Consider the following 16,521-nt stretch of genomic DNA (forward strand, 5'->3'; position numbering starts at 1 on the left):
CTACTTCGCCGCCGCCACGCACTCCAGTTCCACGCGCGCGTTGAACAGCAGCGTCGCCTGCACGGCCGTGCGCGCGGGGAACTTTCCGTTGGGGAAGTAGGTGCGATACACCGTGTTCATCGCCGGCCATTCCTTGAGGTCGGCGATGAACGCCTGGCAGCGCACGATACGGTCCATGCCCAGACCGGCCGCGTTGAGCGTCCGCTTGATGTTCTCGAGGACCTGCCGGGTTTCGGCCTCGATGCCGCCCGGCACCAGCGTCCCGTCGGGCTTGGTGCCCAGCGTGCCGGACACGAAGACGAGATTGCCCACGCGGACCGCCGGGGAGAACGGATTCGCCGGCGGGCCGTCGGGCTGAATGAACGTGGGGTCGACCGAGGCGGTCTGACGGGCGCAGGCCGTGGTGGCCACCAGCAGGAGCGCGGTGAGCGCGGCGCGAAACGTGACAGAAGTGGGCATGTAAACGATTTGCCGCCCACATTCGTCCCCGTCAAGGCGCGACCGTCTCGCGGATCCGTGGCCCCGCGGTATGTTCGCCGGTATGCAATCCGAACCGACTGCTTTCGACGCCATCGTCGTCGGCTCCGGCATCTCCGGGGGCTGGGCGGCCAAGGAGCTCACCGAAAAGGGGCTCAAGGTCCTGCTGTTGGAGCGCGGCCGCATGGTCGAGCACATCAAGGACTACACGAACGCCACCAAGGGGCCGTGGGAGTACCCGCACCGCGGCGGGCGCACCCAGCGCATGATCGCCGACTATCCGGTGCTCAAGCGCGACTACCCGCTCAACGAAAAGAACCTCGACTTCTGGGCGAACGACAAGGACTCGCCGTACACCGAGGTCAAGCGCTTCGACTGGTACCGCGGCTACCAGCTCGGCGGCCGCTCGCTGATGTGGGGGCGCCAGAGCTACCGCTGGAGTGATTTCGACTTCGAAGCGAACGCCAAGGACGGCATCGCGGTGGATTGGCCGATCCGCTACAAGGACATCGCGCCCTGGTACTCGTACGTAGAGAAGTTCGCCGGCATTCAGGGCACGCGCGAAAACTTGCCGCAGCTCCCCGACGGCGAATTCCTCCCCGGCTTTGAGCTCAACTGCGGCGAGCGGGGGGTGAAGGCCAAGCTCGAGAAGCACTACGCCGGCAAGCGGCACCTCATCATCGGCCGGACCGCCAACATCACCAAGCCCATGGACGGGCGCGGGGCGTGTCAGACGCGCGATGCCTGCTGGCTGGGATGCATCTACGGCGCCTACTTCAGCACGCAGAGCTCCACGCTGCCGGCCGCCCGCAAGACGGGCAATCTCACGCTCAAGGTGAACAGCATCGTGCACGAACTCGTGTACGACAAGAACACCAAGCGGGTCTCGGGCGTGCGGGTTACCGATGCGCTCACGCAGCAAAGCACCGAGTACACGGCCAAGATCGTCTTCCTGTGTGCGTCGACACTGAACTCGACGTGGCTGCTCATGCGGTCGGCACGCGACATCTGGCCCGGCGGTCTGGGGAGCAGCAGCGGCGAGCTTGGTCACAACCTCATGGACCATCACTTCCGCCTCGGTGCCTCCGGGACGCTCGAGGGGATGGATGATCAGTACTACAACGGCCGCCGCCCCACGGGCTTCTACATTCCCCGCTTCGTGAATCTCTTTGGCGACAAGCGCGCGTATCTGCGCGGCTTTGGCTATCAGGGCGGCGCGGGGCGCGACAGCTGGCAGCGTGGTGTCGCCGAGTTGGGGGTGGGTGGCGCGTTCAAGGACATGCTCACCGAGCCGGGGCAGTGGAATGTGGGCGCCAACGCCTTCGGCGAGATGCTCCCCAACCACAAGAACATGGTCAGTCTCGACGAGACCAAGACCGACAAGTGGGGCATGCCGGTGCTCAAGATCGACTGCGCGATCGGCGAGAATGAGCAGCTGATGCGCAAGGACATGATGAGCGAGATGGCCGAGATGCTGGAGGCGGGCGGTGCGAAGAACGTGCACACGTTCGACAACGGCTACGCCCCCGGCATGGGCATCCATGAGATGGGCACCGCGCGCATGGGCCGCGATCCGAAGACCAGCGTGCTCAACGCCAACAATCAGGTGTGGGACGCACCGAACGTGTTCGTCACGGACGGCTCCTGCATGACCAGCTCGGCGGCCGTGAATCCGAGCCTCACCTACATGGCGCTCACCGCGCGCGCGGTGGACTTTGCCGTGAACGCGCTGAACAAGCGCGAGCTCTGAGGAGGCGGCGATGACCGATTTTGAACCGACCCCGCGCGGTGTGGACCGGCGTGAAGCGATCCGGCGCGTGAGCGTCCTGCTCGGCGGCGCCGCCTTCGTGGGCGGCACCGGACTGTTGGAGGCGTGCGCGAAGGAGCGTGGCGGCAGCGCCGACACGGCGCGCGCGACACCCACGGGACCGCAGGCGATTGGCAGCTTCAGCGTGGCCGATCAGGCCTTTCTCGACGAAGTGGCCGACACCATCCTGCCAACGACGGCGGCGTCGCCCGGCGCGAAGGCGGCCGCCACGGGGCCGTTCATGGCGCTGATGGTGACCGACTGCTACGAGCCCAAGGACCAGCAGATCTTCCGCGAAGGGATCCGCACCCTGGATGCGGCGTGCGAGACGATGCACGGCGCGGGGTTCCTGAAGGTGAGCGCCGAGCAGCGCACGGCGCTGCTGACGGCGCTGGACCGGGAGGCGCATGACTACATGGCGAAGAAGGCGGCCGACGCCCCCACGCACTATTTCCGCATGATGAAGGAGCTCGCCCTCCTCGGCTTCTTCACCTCGGAGATCGGATGCACCCAGGCCCTCCGCTACAAGGAGAGCCCGGGGCCGTTCGAAGCGTGCGTGCCATACAAAAAGGGCGACCGCGCCTGGGCGGGGCACGCCTGACTGCGACGTCGTTCGGTCAGTTCTTCTTGCGGAAGATCCGGTAGCCCCACCCTTCCATCCCAATCGCCGGGAGCCCCACGCTGCGCGTGGCGGCTCCCGGTCCCACTTCCTCCCACTGCCCGCTCACTTCCACGCCACCGCCAAACTTGCGGTTGCTGAGGTTGATCACCACCAGCACCGTGTCGCCCGGCGCGGTGCGGAGAAAGCTCAGGATGCGATCGGGGTCGGCGTTGTTGACCCACTTCACGTCGCCGCGACGCAGTGCGGTCGAGCTCGCGCGCAGCGGGAGCATCACCTTGAAGAACTCGGCGAACTGCGGCACGCGCTCCTTCATGTCCCAGAAGACCGGCATCTTCTCGAACAGCGCCGGCGCACCGCTTTCGGTGGGATCACCGACTTCGTTGCCGTTGTAGAGCAGCGGCAGGCCGTCGAGGGTGAGCATGAGCGCATGCACGGCCAGCGCGCCCTTCTCGCCAAAGCGCGTGATGGCACGCTTTTCGTCGTGGCTGTCAGGGAGGCGCATGTGGATTGCGCCCTTGGGGTAGGTCGCGCGCTCCTCTTCCCAGGCGTCACGCACGACAGTCGCACTCTTCCCCTCCTGGATGACCGAGGCCGTGGCATGGTACAGCGGCCACGAGTAATCGCTGTCGAACGCCTTCGGGATGAGATTGGCCTGATGCGCCTCCGCGAGGAGCATGATGTCCTTCTTCACCGCCTCGAGCTTGGGGCGGAGTTCCTCCCAGAAGTCCACCGGGACGTTCCACGCCACATCCATGCGGTAGCCGTCGATGTCGTACTCCTTGATCCAGTGCACGTACAGATCGGTCATGTACTGGCGGAGCTTGGGGCTCTTGTAGTCGAGCTGCGCCACATCACTCCAGTCGTACGGCGAGAGGACCTCCCCCTTGGCGTCGCGCACGTGGAGCCCGGGCGTCTTGAGCATCACGTTGTCCCACGCGGTGTGGTTGGGGACTTCGTCGATGAGGACCTTGATCCCCTGCGCGTGGGCGGCCTGCACGAGGCGCTTGAAATCAGCCTTGGTGCCGTACGACGGGTTGACGTCGTAGTAGTCCTTCACCGCATAGGGGCTGCCAATCGTGCCCTTCCGCTTCACCTCGCCGATGGGGTGAATGGGCATCAGCCAGATGATGGTGACGCCCATCTGCTTGAGGCGGGGCAGGCCGTCGATGACGCCCTGGAAGTCGCCGCGCGCGGAGAAGGTGCGCGGGAAGATTTCGTAGATCACGCCGTCTTTCACCCACTCGGGGGAGGGGCGCGCTGGGAGCTTCGAGACGTCGCCCTGCGCCGCAAGCGACGACGTGAGCAGCGTGCTGGAGAGTGCCAGCGCCAGAAGCGCGGCGGAACCGAAGCGGGCGGGACGTGGCATGGGGATGTGCTTTCGCGCGGAGAGAAGGTGGAACGCGGCGACCACTGCCTTGAAGCTCGTGGTGCGTTCCGCCGGCATCAAGCACATTTTTCAGCGTAACCGCTTACATCACCCCACTTTCGTCCCGCCCTCCCGATGTTCACGTCACTCGAGGCGTTTCTCGCCGCGTGGAGCTACGAATCCGCCACCACCCAGAAGCTGATGGACGCCCTGACCGACGCCTCGCTCGCGCAGCCGGTGCACGAGGGTGGGCGCACGCTCGGGCGGCTCGCCTGGCATATCGCGCAGACGATCCCGGAAATGATGAGCAAGACGGGGCTGCACATCACCGGTGTCGATGAGCATGCGCCAGCGCCGGCGCGCGCGTCGGCCATTGCCGCCGGCTATCACGACACCAGCGCCTCGCTGGATGAACAGCTCCGCGCGCACTGGAGCGATGCGACACTGTTCGAGCAGGACAACCTCTACGGCGAGTCGTGGACGCGCGGCTTTACGCTCTCGGTCCTGCTCAATCACCAGACCCATCACCGCGGCCAGATGACCGTACTGATGCGGCAAGCGGGGCTGACTGTGCCGGGGATCTACGGGCCAGCCAAGGAAGAGTGGACGCTGATGGGGATGGAGCCGCCAGCGATCTGACGCGGCACGCCTACGCGAATTCGCGCAGGACCCGCACCGTATTCACGTGCACGGCCACGGTGTTGCGCACATCGTGGCCATAGCCGCCGCTCATGGTGGCGCACACCGGCAGCCCCACCTCGCGGCAGGTGCTCACCACCAGCATGTCGCGGCGCTGGAGCCCGTCGAATGTGAGCTTGAGGCGCCCCAGCCGATCCCCCTCATGCGGATCGGCGCCAGAGAGATAGACCACCAGGTCAGGCCGCGCCTCGCGGAGCACCTGGGGCAGATGCTCCGCGAGCAGGGCGAGATACTCCTCGTCGCCCGTGCCATCGGCGAGTTCGACGTCGCGCGTCCCCGGCACCTTGTGGAAGGGAAAGTTCTTGGCGCCGTGCATGCTGAAGGTGTACACGTTTGGATCGCCGGCGAAGCAGCCGTGCGTACCGTTGCCCTGATGCACGTCCAGATCCACCACAGCCACCCGCCGTACCTTGCCGAGCGCCTGCAGGCGCCGCACGGCGATCGCCACATCGTTGAAAGTGCAGAACCCTTCGCCGCGATCGGGGAACGCGTGATGGGTGCCGCCGGCGAGGTTCATGGCCACGCCATGTTCGAGCGCGGCCTCACTGGCTTCGATGGTCCCCTGTACCACACGAAAGGCGCGCTCCACGAACAGCTCGCTCCACGGCAAGCCAATGCGCCGCTGCTCGAGCGGCGGGAGTGTGCCCTGCTCGATGTGCGCCACGTATTCGGGCGTGTGCACCCGCAGCACATCCTCGCGCGCGGCGCGATGCGGGTCATGTAACCGCTCCGGCGCCACCAGCCCCTCGGCGAGCACCGCCTCCCGCAGCAGCGCGTACTTGGCCATCGGAAACCGATGCCCATCGGGCAGCGGGATGGCGTATTGGGCCGAGGACCAGAGATGCAGCGGCATGCCCTTAACGTAAAACAACAAAAAGCTCGTCGGGGACACGGGGGATCGGGGAGGACTGCGCGAACTCACGGTCCACGCGGCCCTCCCCGCCTCCCCGTATCCCCGACGAGTTTGTTTCTAGTGAATTACTTCGCGAGTTGGTCCAACTCCGCCGCCATCTTCTTGTAGTAGCGTAGCTGCGTCTGCTGGTCGGCCGTCGGCGCGCCGGTCCAGCGGCCGACGGCGCTGTACAGCGTGCCGAGGCGCGCGGCGAGTTCGTTCGCCTGGCGCTTGCGATCGACCGTGGCCGAGTCGGTGCCGGTCTTGGCGCGCCAGCGGCCCTGCACTTCAGCGAAGCTCGTCGCCAGCGCCGCGATGTCGCGATGGAAGGCCGTCCACGCGGCACGCTGCGCCGTGGTGACCGTCAGGCGCGGATCCTCTCGCACCACCACCTTCTGCGTGGCCGTCACGCCACCGCTCTCGAGGCGCACGGTGTACGTCCCCGGCAACACGAACGGTCCGGGCGTCGAACCGCGCGGCCCTTCGTCATCGTCTTCACCGCCACCGCTGCGAATGGGCAGGTCGGCGTAGCGCAGATTCCATTGCACCCGGTTGATCCCGTGTGCGTTCGTCCCCTTGATGGTCTGCACCGTGCGACCGGCGCTGTCGAGCACGGTGAGCGTCACCGGCGCGCCAGCGTCCTTGATCCAGTAGTCAATGAAGGCCGCGACCGGCGGGTTCTCACCGCGAAAGAGCATGTCGCCCGTGTGCGGGCGGTTGTTCGTGGTGCGGATCTGATACGCCGGCTGCATCGTGAACAGATGCGCGGCCTTCTGCATGACCGCGGGCGTGAGCTCCTGCAGCACGTTGGCCTGATCCAGAATCCAGACACCGCGGGCGTGCGACGCCAGCACGAGCGCGTTGTCACGCGGATGCACCACGAGATCGTTGAACGGCATTGTGGGCATGTTGGCCTTGAAGGGGACCCACTGCCCGCCGTCATCGGGAGAGATGAAGAGCCCGAACTCCGTGGCCAGATAAAGCAGCTTGGCGTTGCGCGGATCCTGCCGCACCGTACGCGCCACGCGATTGGCCGGCAGGCCGGCATCGATGCGCGTGAACGTCTCGCCAAAGTTTGTGCTCTTGTAGACGTAGTTGGCGAAGTCGTTGCTGCGGTGATTGTCGATGGTCACGTACACCGTGCCGTCGGCGTGCTTGCTGGCTTCCACGCCGGCAAACCACGATCCCTTCGGCGCACCCGGGAACTTGTCCTGCAGATCCTTCCAGGTGGTGCCGCCATCCCGCGACACCCGGAAGCGTCCGTCGTCGGTGCCCACGTAGAGCAGCCCCTTGACGCGCGGGCTCTCCGCGAGGGCCGTGGAGCCCGGGAAGTATGGCACCCCGTCATCGATCGACAGCGTGTTCTCGCTCGGCTTGCGCCCCATGAGCGGCAGCGTGCTGCGATCCACACCGGTCGTCATGTCACCGAGGTCCGTCCACGTCCGACCGCCGTCACGCGAGCGGAAGAGATGCTGCATACCGGCGTAGATCGTGTTCGTGTCGTGCACGCTCACGATGAAGGGCGCATCCCAGTTGGCCATGTGCATGGCGTTGCCAAGGACCTGCGACGCGCCCGGCTTGCCCCACGTATCCCAGTTGCGACGGCCGGCGATGTGGCCCGTGGGGTCACCCGGGCGGATGTCCTGCGTCTGCCAGGTGAGCGTGTCGTTCTTCTGGAGCCCGAGGAACTGGCTCGCCGAGTACACCGTACGCGCGTTCTTGGGGTTGGGCGCCACCCAGAAGCCGTCGCCGCCGCAGAGGCGCGACCAGTGCTCGTTCAGCACGCCGTTGGTGTTCCAGCTCGCACTCGGCCCCATCCAGCAGCCGTTGTCCTGCAGACCGCCATACACATTGAAGGGCATCGCGTTGTCCACCGTGATCCGGTAGAACTGCGAGAGTGGGAGCGAGCTCACGAAGAGGAACGTCTTGCCGCGATCGTACGAGATCCCGATGCCGCCGTCGTCGAGCTTGACCACATGGCGGCTGTCCTTCGGATTGACCCACACGAAGCGGTCGTCACCGTGCGTGGTGGTGCGCGGCGCGGTGAACGTCTTGCCGCCATCGTCGCTGTACGAATACGCGTTCAGCATGTACACGCGCATGTCGTCGTTCGGATCGATGATCGGCTGGCTCGCGTACATGGGGCGCGGGTTCCAGTCGCTCAAGAACTTCCACGAGGCACCGGCGTCGTCGCTGCGATAGAGCCCCGCCTTGCGAATGATGTAGGCCGTGCTGGCGTTGTAGCGCTGCCCCTGCTCAATGCTCACCACGACGACCTTGGGGTTCTTGCGGTACACCCCGATACCGATGCGGCCGTACTCCCCGCTCGGCAGGCCGTTGCCGGTGAGCTTGGCCCACGTGGTGCCGCCGTCGGTGCTCTTCCAGAGCGCGCTGCCGGGGCCGCCGCCATCAAAGCCGTACGCGCTGCGACGGCGCTGGTACGTGGCCGCGTAGAGCACGTTCGGGTCGTTCCAGTCCATCGCCACATCGGTGGCGCCGGTTTCGTCGTCCACGTACAGCACGCGCTGCCACGTTTTGCCGCCGTCGTTGGTGCGATACAGCCCGCGCTCCCCACCGGCTCCCCAGACACTCCCCTGCGCCGCCACGAAGGCGATGTCGGGGTTCGTGGGATGCAGCTGAATGCGGCCGATGTGCATGCTCGTGCGCAGCCCCATGTTCACCCACGTCTTGCCGGCATCGGTGCTCTTGTAGACGCCGTCGCCCCAGCCCACGCTCTGGCGGCTGGCGCGTTCGCCGGTGCCCACCCACAGGATGTTCGGGTTAGGCTGGAAGACGGCTACATCACCAATGGAGTGGACGGGCGCGTCAAACACCGAGCGCCAGGTGACGCCGTTGTCGGTGGTGCGCCAGAGGCCGCCGGTCGCGCCGGCCACGTACATGGTGTAGGGGTCCTTTTCGACCACATCCATGTCCACGACGCGGCCGCTCATGGAGGCGGGACCGATGGAGCGGAGCTTGAGGCCGCCGAGGTCGGCGGGGGAGAGGGCGCTCTGGGCGCCCAGCGAGGCGGTGGCGGCTAGGAGCGCCGCGACCGAAGTCAGGAAACGGGGGCGGGTCAGCATGGGCCCAATATGGGGCGTAATTTGGGAGACTGCCGGCTGTCCGGTTCGGACACCCCGCTCCACTTCCCCCGAGACCGACGTGATGTCTTTCCGTCCCATCCGCGCGGCCGCGCTGCTCGCGCCGCTCGCCCTGACGCTTCTGCCCCGTGCTGCGGCCCACGCGCAGGACAAGGCGCCCCCGGCCAGGAAGGTGCAGGCCAAGGTCCAGATGCCGAAGCCGTTCTGGCCCGATGAAGGGCCGTTCAAGTGGGCGCCCCGCCCCACCGAGAACGCCATCACCCCGAACGATCTGCGGACACGCCTCTATCAGCTGGCCGACGACTCCATGATGGGACGTCGCATCGGCGAGCTGGGGAACTACAAGGGTACGGCGTATGTCGCGAGTGAGTTCAAGCGCCTGGGGCTCAAGCCGGCCGGCGACAGCGGCACCTACTTCCAGGTGCTCCCCTTCGGCCCGAGCGGCTTTGACACGACCAGCATGACGCTCACCGTGGGCGGCAAGACGCTGGTCGCGCGCAAGGACTGGATTCCCACCGTGCCGACCGCCGCCAATGGCATCGGCCCCAAGGTCAGCCTCACCAACACGCCGGCCGTCTACGCCGGCGTCTGGGGCGATACGGCCGTCATGCTCGACGAGCAGATGATTCGCGGCAAGGTGGCCGTGTTCATGGCGTCCCCCGCGATGCGCGCCGTCGCGGCGAGCCAGGGCGCGCCGGTGAGCTTCGTGAGCTGCGCCGACGTGCCCGACAAGTTCGGCGCCAACGCGGCCATCGCCGAAGAGGCGCGCCAGCGCGCCGCGGGTGGGGCGGCCGCGGCCGCGCGGCGCCCGAACGCGCCGACCGCCGTGCGCGACACCCGCGCCATGCGCGCCGGGGCGGCCGCGGTGCTGATCATCGGCCTCGATGACATGACGCCGGCCGCGGTCAATCAGGTTTTTGCGCAGCCCATGAGCATGCGCCCCACCACCCCGCTCAACGACGGCGCGGTGGGTGGGGGCAACATCTCCAAGGCCGCCGCCGAGCAGATCTTTGGCAAGCCGGTCGGCGAACTGCAGGTCGGCACCGTTGGGCAGCCGATCAGCGCGCAGTGGCAGCATGCGTGGCGCATGTCGCCGACACCGGCGCGCAACGTCATCGCCGTGCTCCCCGGCAGCGACCCCAAGCTGGCCAGCGAATACGTGCTCGTCGGCGCACACAACGACCACGTGGGCGTCAACACGACCACGGTCGATCACGACTCACTGCGGGCCTACAACATGGTCGTGCGCCGTCAGGGCGCGAATGACCCGGTGTGCACGCCCACGGCCGAGCAGCAGGCCAGGATCAACGCGCTCATTGCCAAGGCGCGCGCCACGCGCCCGGTCCGCAAGGACAGCATCATGAACGGCGCCGACGACGATGGCTCGGGCACGGTGGTGATGCTCGAAATCGCCGAGAAGTTCGCGAAGGAGCAGCCCAAGCGCTCGATCATCTTCATCTCGCATGTCGGTGAAGAGGCAGGGCTCCTAGGCTCGCGCTGGTTCACCGATCACCCCACGCTGCCGCTCGAGCAGATCGTGGCCGCGCACAACATGGACATGGTCGGCGCGGGCCGGAACTGGGAAGTGAAGTACGGCGGACCGAATTCGGTGCAGATGCTGGGTCAGCGCCGCCTGTCGCGCGAATTCGGCGACATCATCGACTCGGTGAACGCGAACATCAAGGAGCCGATGGCGATCGACAAGAGCTGGGACGTGCCCGCCAACCCGCTCAATCGCTTCTGCCGCTCGGACCAGGTCAACTACGTCCGCAAGGACATCCCGGTCGTCTACATGTCACTCGGCTACGCCGTGGACTACCACCAGCAGAGCGACGAACCCCAGTACATCGATTACGACCACTCGGCGCGCCTGGGGAACTTCATTCACCAGGTGATGACCGCGGTGGCGAACCGACCGAATCGGCCGGCGATTGCGGGGGCGGATCCGACGATGCCGACGTGTTCACGGTAGGAAGCGCCGTCGGCGCTGGTGGTTGAAGTGGAGAGGCGAGAGGCGAGTCGGAGTGCGAGTGCTGTGGGGGAGTCGTGAGCGCACGACTCGGGCTCACCACCCCAACTCCCACTCGCCTCTCGCTTCTCAAGGAAACCCCAAATCATCCACCAGGAATAGAAAGCTCAAACACCGACCCCCTCTCATCACTCCGAACGAGCCGCAGCGTCCCTCCGTGTGCGTTCGCAATCCACGCCGCAATCGGCAGGCCGAGTCCGGCGCCGGTGGCGTCGCCGAGTCCGACGCGGTTGGTGGTGTGCTGCACGCGATAGAAGCGCTCGAAGATGCGCCCCTGATGTTCGAGCGGGATGCCGGGGCCGGTATCGGAGACGCGTACGAGGGCGCCGCCGCCGGGGGTGGGCTCGGCTTCGGCCAGGACGCGGCCACCGGCGGGAGTGTACTTGATGGCGTTGTCGAGAAGGTTCATCACGACGCGCCGCAGCAGGGCTTCGTCGCCGGTGATCGGCACCTCGCTCACCGGCGAGAACTCGAGGCGCACCTGCTTGGCCTGCGCGATCGTCGCAATGGCATCGACGCAATCGCCGACGAGCTCCTCGGCAAAGAACGCCTGCGGGTTGAGCTGCTGCTCGGCGGCATCACCGCGCGCCAGCAGAAACAGGTCGGCGACGATGAGCGCGAGACGCCGGGCCTCCCCGTGAATGACCTGCAGCGACGCGCGGTACTCCTCGGGCGTGCGCTCGGCGGAGAGCGCGAGTTCGCTTTCCCCGATCACGATCGCCACCGGCGTACGCAGCTCGTGTGAGGCATCGGCCGTAAAGCGCCGGCGCTGGGCAAAGGCCTCTTCGACGCGATCGAGGAGCGCGTTGAAGGTCTGCGACAGACGTGAGAGTTCGTCGGTCGCGCGGGCCACCGGAAGGCGCTCATGCAGGTTGCTCGCGGTGATGCGCGCCGCTTGCGCCCGCATGGCATCGACCGGACGCAGGCTGGCCGCGGCGAGCAGATAGCCGCCGAGCGTGGCCAGCAGCAGAGAGAGCGGCAACCCCACAAGGAGCGTTTCGCGCACCCGCTGCAGCACGCGCTCGTTGGTTTCGATGGACTGACTGACGGCCACCACGAACACGCCACGCCGCGTGCGGACGGGCATCGAGACCACCCGTTCGCGATAGGGCGCGAGCGTGACGACGTCGGTGTCCATGTCCGCCAGCGCCCGGACGGCGGACGTACTGGCCTTCTGCCACCCGGCCAGCCCGCCAAAGAGGCGCGTCGCACGTGAGGTGCTGTCAACGGCGACCAGTGTCAGCGATGGGGCCGTGCGCGCGGGGATGGCGCGAAAGATCGCGACACCGATGTCGCGGAACCGATGGTTGTTGATCGTGGTGGCGGCGGCCCACGGGACCGCCAACGAGTCGGCCTGCCGATCACGCGGCACGGTGGCCAGCGCGAGCTGCAGCGACGCGCCCACCGCATCGGCGGTGTCCGTAAGAAATGTGTCGGCGTCGCGACGGGTGATGTTCACCAGCACCAGATACGTGGCGACGCCCACCACCAGCACGAGGAGACCGAATGCGGTGGTGTAGTAGAAGGCGAGTCGCGCGCGAATGGAGAGGTAGCGCCGCGCGGCCGCGGGTTCCTCGCCCGCCGCGGTGGCCGGCGGCGACGCGAAGATGTCGGCGTGAACGCGATCGGGCACGCGGGCGCTTACTCGGTCACGTCGGCCGAGAGCAGGTAGCCCGAGCCGCGACGCGTATGCAGCAGCGATGGCCCACCCGCCAGATCGAGCTTTTTGCGGACGCGCCCGATGTACACCTCGAGCGCGTTGGAGGCCGGATCGTGATTGGCATCCCACACATGCTCGGTGAGCTCGGCGCGCCCCACCACCCGGCCGGCGTGGCGCGCGAGATACTCGAGCAGGGCGTACTCGCGAGTCGCGAGCCCGACGGGCAGTCCGCCGCGGGTGACCTGCTGCGCCCGCGTATCGACCACCAGATCCCCGACCGTGAGCCGTTCCTCCTGCAGCACGGGGCCGCGCCGCATCACCGCACGGAGGCGGGCCAGGAGCTCGTCGAGCTCGAATGGCTTCACCACGTAGTCATCGGCGCCACTGTCGAGGCCGGCTACCCGGTCCTGCAGGGCGTCGCGAGCCGTGAGCATCAGGATGGGGGTCTTTCGGCCACGCCGGCGGAGTTCGCGGCAGACATCGAGCCCGGTCCGCCGGGGCAGCATGACATCGAGCACGATGGCGTCGTACTCGTTGATGGCCGCCTCCACCAGCGCCGACTCCCCGTCGGTCACGACATCCACCGCGAACGACCGTTCGCGGAGGGCGCGCGCCAGCAGGTCGTGGAGCCGCGCGTCATCTTCGGCGATCAAAATCCGCATTCCGAGTCCCGTTATGGCGCCGTCAGGTACCCAGCGCAATACTGTTGCCACGTTCCCGCAGTTCAACTTTCAAGGAGACACGATTCCATGCGTCGCGCAACCGCTATCTTTGCCGCTCTGTCGTTCGCCGCAGTCGCTGGTGCTCAGCAGCCCGCCAAGCCGGCGGCCATGAAGCATGACTCCACGAAGGCCAAGGCGGAGATGGCGAAGCCGGCCGCCGCGCCCGCGAAGGGTGGCGAGATGGCCAAGCCCGCTGCTGCGCCGGCCAAGGGTGAAATGGCCAAGAAGGACACCACCAAGAAGCCCGCGGCCGCGAAGAAGCCGGGCGTCTGAGTCCTTCCCGTCGTTGCACGCGCGGCCGCACCGAGTCTCCTCGGTGCGGCCGCTTCGTTTCCGTCCGGCGGCGCCCTGGTCTGACTACTTCCGCACCAACCCGCCCACCCCGCCGGCAATCAGCGTGGCCACGTTCGTGAGCACCCGCGGCAGCGCGATCCCTCCCGGCGAGGCCAGATAACGCGGTTCCCACACTGGTGAGAATTTTTCCTTGAAGCCGCGAAGCCCCTGGAAGTTGTAGAAGCTCTCGCCGCGGCCGTACAGGAAGGTGCCGGCGCGCGCCCAGAGCGGCGCAAGATCGGGCCGCGAGAGCGCGGGGTCCATCAGCCCGGCCAGCGGCGTCATCCCCAGGTTGAAGGCGCGATAGCCGTTGGCCGCGCCCCACTGCAGCAGCGACACGAACAGGTAGTCCATGACGCCTTTCGGCGCATCAGCCGCCCGGCGCATCAGGTCCGGCGAGATCTCCCCACCCGCGTGTCCCGTCCAGAGATTCGCGAACGCCACCACGCGCGACGGGCCGTCCGCCGGCGCATGGCGAATGACGGCCATCGGGAAGTGCTGCAGGTACGCCTCATCGAAGCGCCCGAGCGAGAAGCCTTTCTCGCGCGTCGTCTTCCCTTGCAGCCACTCATCGGAGATGTGATGCACCTCGGGGAGCAGCGCTGGTACACCCGCCGCCGGGATCACCTCGAACGACATGCCCGCCTTTTCGGCGTCCTTGACTGCCCGGCGCATCCACTTCCGTTCGCCGCCGTCGAGTGAGAAGCCGGTCAGCGGCACGATCGCTTCTTCACCGAGCTTGAGCATCGTGAGGCCGAGATCGATATAGAGCGGCAAGCGTTGCGGGGTGACCAGATAGAACACCGTCCACGCACCATGGGCATCGGCTTCTTCCTTGAAGCGCCACGCCGCGTCGGCCTGACCGGCACTCGAGCCCACGGGATCGCCCATGGCAATCCAGCTGCGCCCGGAGACGCCGTACATCACGAAGGCATCCTGCGCCTCGGTGAAGAGCAACGACTTGTCACCGAGCAGCGCGAGCGACGGGGTACTCTCCGGCACGCGCTCAATCACCGACTTGGCGAGCGCCAGTTCGTCGGCGGTCGGCAATTCCGGTTCGTGCGCCGCCGGACGGAAGAGCCGCCACATCCCGACGCCGATGAGCGCAAACACCGCTCCGGCGCTCGCGCGCAAAAAGCGTGGCGCATTCGCACGCACCGCGAACTGCCACCACAGTTCGCTGGAATAGTCCACATGGCGATACGCCAGCACGCCAATCCAGATGCTCGCCCCCACCACGGCCGCCAACGACGCGAGCCACCCCGGCGACAGCACGTCGCTCGTGAGCGCCGCCGGCCGGTAGAAGGCACGACGCGAGGGAATCAGGATCAGGAGGACGAGCCCCAGCACACTGGCTTCTTCCCAGTCGAGCCCTTTGAGCAGTGACGACGAGATACCGACCACCAGGAGCACCACCGTCGCGCCCCACGCGGCATCGAGTCGTCGACGCAGCGCGGCGCCAAGCACCATGAGCCCCACGCCGGCCATGCTGCCAGCGAAGTGACTCAACTCCACCAGGCCGAGCGGTAATGCCCCCGAGAGCGCGCGGAGGCGTCCGTGCGCGGCGGGCGTGGCGCCTGAGAAGAGCAGCAGGGCCCCACCGGCAAAGGTGCTGATGCCGATCACCGTCGGCAGCATGGGCTGCAGCAGCACCGCCGCACGCGCCGACACGCTGAGCACCGCATTCGCGCGGGTGGAGACGGTGCCGATGAGCACTGGCAGCTTGGCGCGATGCTGGGTCACCTCCAGCGCGGCAAGCGTGACGAGACCGAGCAGAAACGGCGCGAGATAGTAGACCGCGCGATAGACGAGCAGCACACCCAGCACGTCCGCCGGCGCCGCGGTGTCGCGGAGCGCCAGCAGCATGATCGACTCGAAGACGCCGATGCCGCCCGGCACATGGCTCACCACGCCGACGAACTGCGCGAGGGCGAAGACCCCGAGAAATGCCAGCGGGGAGAGCGGATGGCCGGCCGGCAGCAGTACGAAGAGCACGAGGCCGGCGACCCCCCAGTCGAGGAGCGCGAGCACGACCTGCGCCACCGCCATCAGGGGCGACGGCGCCGGAATCGTGCTGCCGGCCACCGTGAGCGACTGGCCGCGGCGCCGTGCCGTCCAACCGATGTACCCGAGCACCGCCGCCAGCAGCAGCGCGCCGAGCGCCCGGGCGACGATCGGCGGCACATGCAGCAGCGTCAGCAGCGCGGCGGGCTCGAGCAGGAGCGCCAGGCCGCACACGGCCGCCACGCCCACTGTGAACGTCACGCTCACGAAGGCGGTCGCGCCGGCGATCTCCGACGTGGAGAGCCCCCACATGCTCCAGAAGCGCACGCGGACGGCCCCACCCGTGAAGAGCGGAAAGCCGAGCGTCTGACTCAGCGCGTACGCCAGCGCACTCGAGAGGGCCGTTTTGCCCACGGTGAGCGGGTTCCCCACGAAGCGCAGCGCCAGCAGATCGTACCCGCAGAGGAAGACGTACGCCACCACCGTCAGCAGGGCGGCGTTGAGGATCTGCACGCGCGGGACCTGTCGAACAGCCGCACCCAGCGCGGCGTACGCGGTCCCGCCGAGCTCGCGATGCACCACCCAGAGCGCGGTGGCGATGAGCAGCAACATCGCGACGGGCGGCGCCCAGACGCGCCACGCGCGGCGCGGCGGCTCATCCCCCTCGGGGGTGGCGGCTGGCATGGCGCGCGTCGGATCGGACGGCGAAGACATGGTCGGAAGGGACAGGGCGGGTATGGTCACGCTTGAAACATCCCGCGCACAGCTGACACCGTGCTAACGCGCGGCGTTAGCGATGTGTCAGGATC

At 67.4% G+C, this 16,521-nt stretch carries 12 protein-coding genes; 5 read left to right on the plus strand and 7 right to left on the minus strand.

Translation table 11 applies throughout. The features are described 5' to 3' along the window. Positions 1 to 459 (minus strand): RidA family protein, encoded by a 459-nt coding sequence (locus tag K2R93_01860; GenBank protein ID MBY0488562.1) that lies wholly within the window; start codon positions 457 to 459, stop codon positions 1 to 3. 82 nt (positions 460 to 541) lie between these two features. Between K2R93_01860 and K2R93_01865 the strand changes: the two genes are divergently transcribed. After that, positions 542 to 2,227: a GMC family oxidoreductase gene (locus tag K2R93_01865; GenBank protein ID MBY0488563.1), complete on the plus strand. Its 1,686-nt coding sequence runs from the start codon at positions 542 to 544 to the stop codon at positions 2,225 to 2,227. Positions 2,228 to 2,237: 10 nt separating this feature from the next. Next, positions 2,238 to 2,885 (plus strand): gluconate 2-dehydrogenase subunit 3 family protein, encoded by a 648-nt coding sequence (locus tag K2R93_01870; GenBank protein MBY0488564.1) that lies wholly within the window; start codon positions 2,238 to 2,240, stop codon positions 2,883 to 2,885. A 16-nt stretch (positions 2,886 to 2,901) separates the two neighbouring features. Here the strand turns inward: K2R93_01870 and K2R93_01875 are convergent, their stop codons facing one another. Next, on the minus strand, positions 2,902 to 4,272 hold the full coding sequence (locus K2R93_01875; protein MBY0488565.1) for a hypothetical protein: 1,371 nt from the start codon (positions 4,270 to 4,272) through the stop codon (positions 2,902 to 2,904). Between the two features lie 135 nt (positions 4,273 to 4,407). On the opposite strand from K2R93_01875, the gene K2R93_01880 reads away from it, so the two are divergent. Next, complete coding sequence (locus tag K2R93_01880) at positions 4,408 to 4,911, plus strand: hypothetical protein (protein MBY0488566.1); 504 nt, start codon at positions 4,408 to 4,410, stop codon at positions 4,909 to 4,911. Positions 4,912 to 4,921: 10 nt separating this feature from the next. On the opposite strand, the gene K2R93_01885 is transcribed toward K2R93_01880, so the two are convergent. Together K2R93_01885 and K2R93_01890 are read right to left on the minus strand one after the other, a co-directional pair. Continuing rightward, positions 4,922 to 5,824, minus strand: a complete 903-nt coding sequence (locus tag K2R93_01885; GenBank protein ID MBY0488567.1) for a histone deacetylase — start codon at positions 5,822 to 5,824, stop codon at positions 4,922 to 4,924. A 125-nt stretch (positions 5,825 to 5,949) separates the two neighbouring features. Continuing rightward, on the minus strand, positions 5,950 to 8,946 hold the full coding sequence (locus tag K2R93_01890) for a hypothetical protein (GenBank protein ID MBY0488568.1): 2,997 nt from the start codon (positions 8,944 to 8,946) through the stop codon (positions 5,950 to 5,952). Between the two features lie 82 nt (positions 8,947 to 9,028). On the opposite strand from K2R93_01890, the gene K2R93_01895 reads away from it, so the two are divergent. Continuing rightward, a complete protein-coding gene (locus tag K2R93_01895; GenBank protein MBY0488569.1) occupies positions 9,029 to 10,936 on the plus strand; it encodes a M20/M25/M40 family metallo-hydrolase in 1,908 nt (635 codons plus the stop codon). 142 nt (positions 10,937 to 11,078) lie between these two features. Here K2R93_01895 and K2R93_01900 read toward each other — a convergent pair whose 3' ends face one another. Together K2R93_01900 and K2R93_01905 are read right to left on the minus strand one after the other, a co-directional pair. Next, positions 11,079 to 12,626 carry a HAMP domain-containing protein gene (locus tag K2R93_01900; GenBank protein MBY0488570.1) on the minus strand — a complete coding sequence of 516 codons (1,548 nt, stop codon included), beginning with the start codon at positions 12,624 to 12,626 and terminating at the stop codon, positions 11,079 to 11,081. A gap of 8 nt (positions 12,627 to 12,634) precedes the next feature. After that, positions 12,635 to 13,315 (minus strand): response regulator transcription factor, encoded by a 681-nt coding sequence (locus K2R93_01905; GenBank protein MBY0488571.1) that lies wholly within the window; start codon positions 13,313 to 13,315, stop codon positions 12,635 to 12,637. 87 nt (positions 13,316 to 13,402) lie between these two features. On the opposite strand from K2R93_01905, the gene K2R93_01910 reads away from it, so the two are divergent. Continuing rightward, complete coding sequence (locus K2R93_01910; GenBank protein MBY0488572.1) at positions 13,403 to 13,648, plus strand: hypothetical protein; 246 nt, start codon at positions 13,403 to 13,405, stop codon at positions 13,646 to 13,648. An 84-nt stretch (positions 13,649 to 13,732) separates the two neighbouring features. On the opposite strand, the gene mprF is transcribed toward K2R93_01910, so the two are convergent. Further along, positions 13,733 to 16,426 (minus strand): bifunctional lysylphosphatidylglycerol flippase/synthetase MprF, encoded by a 2,694-nt coding sequence (gene mprF, locus K2R93_01915; GenBank protein MBY0488573.1) that lies wholly within the window; start codon positions 16,424 to 16,426, stop codon positions 13,733 to 13,735. Between the last annotated feature and the right edge of the window lie 95 nt (positions 16,427 to 16,521).

Source organism: Gemmatimonadaceae bacterium (assembly GCA_019752115.1).
Taxonomy (GTDB): domain Bacteria; phylum Gemmatimonadota; class Gemmatimonadetes; order Gemmatimonadales; family Gemmatimonadaceae; genus Gemmatimonas.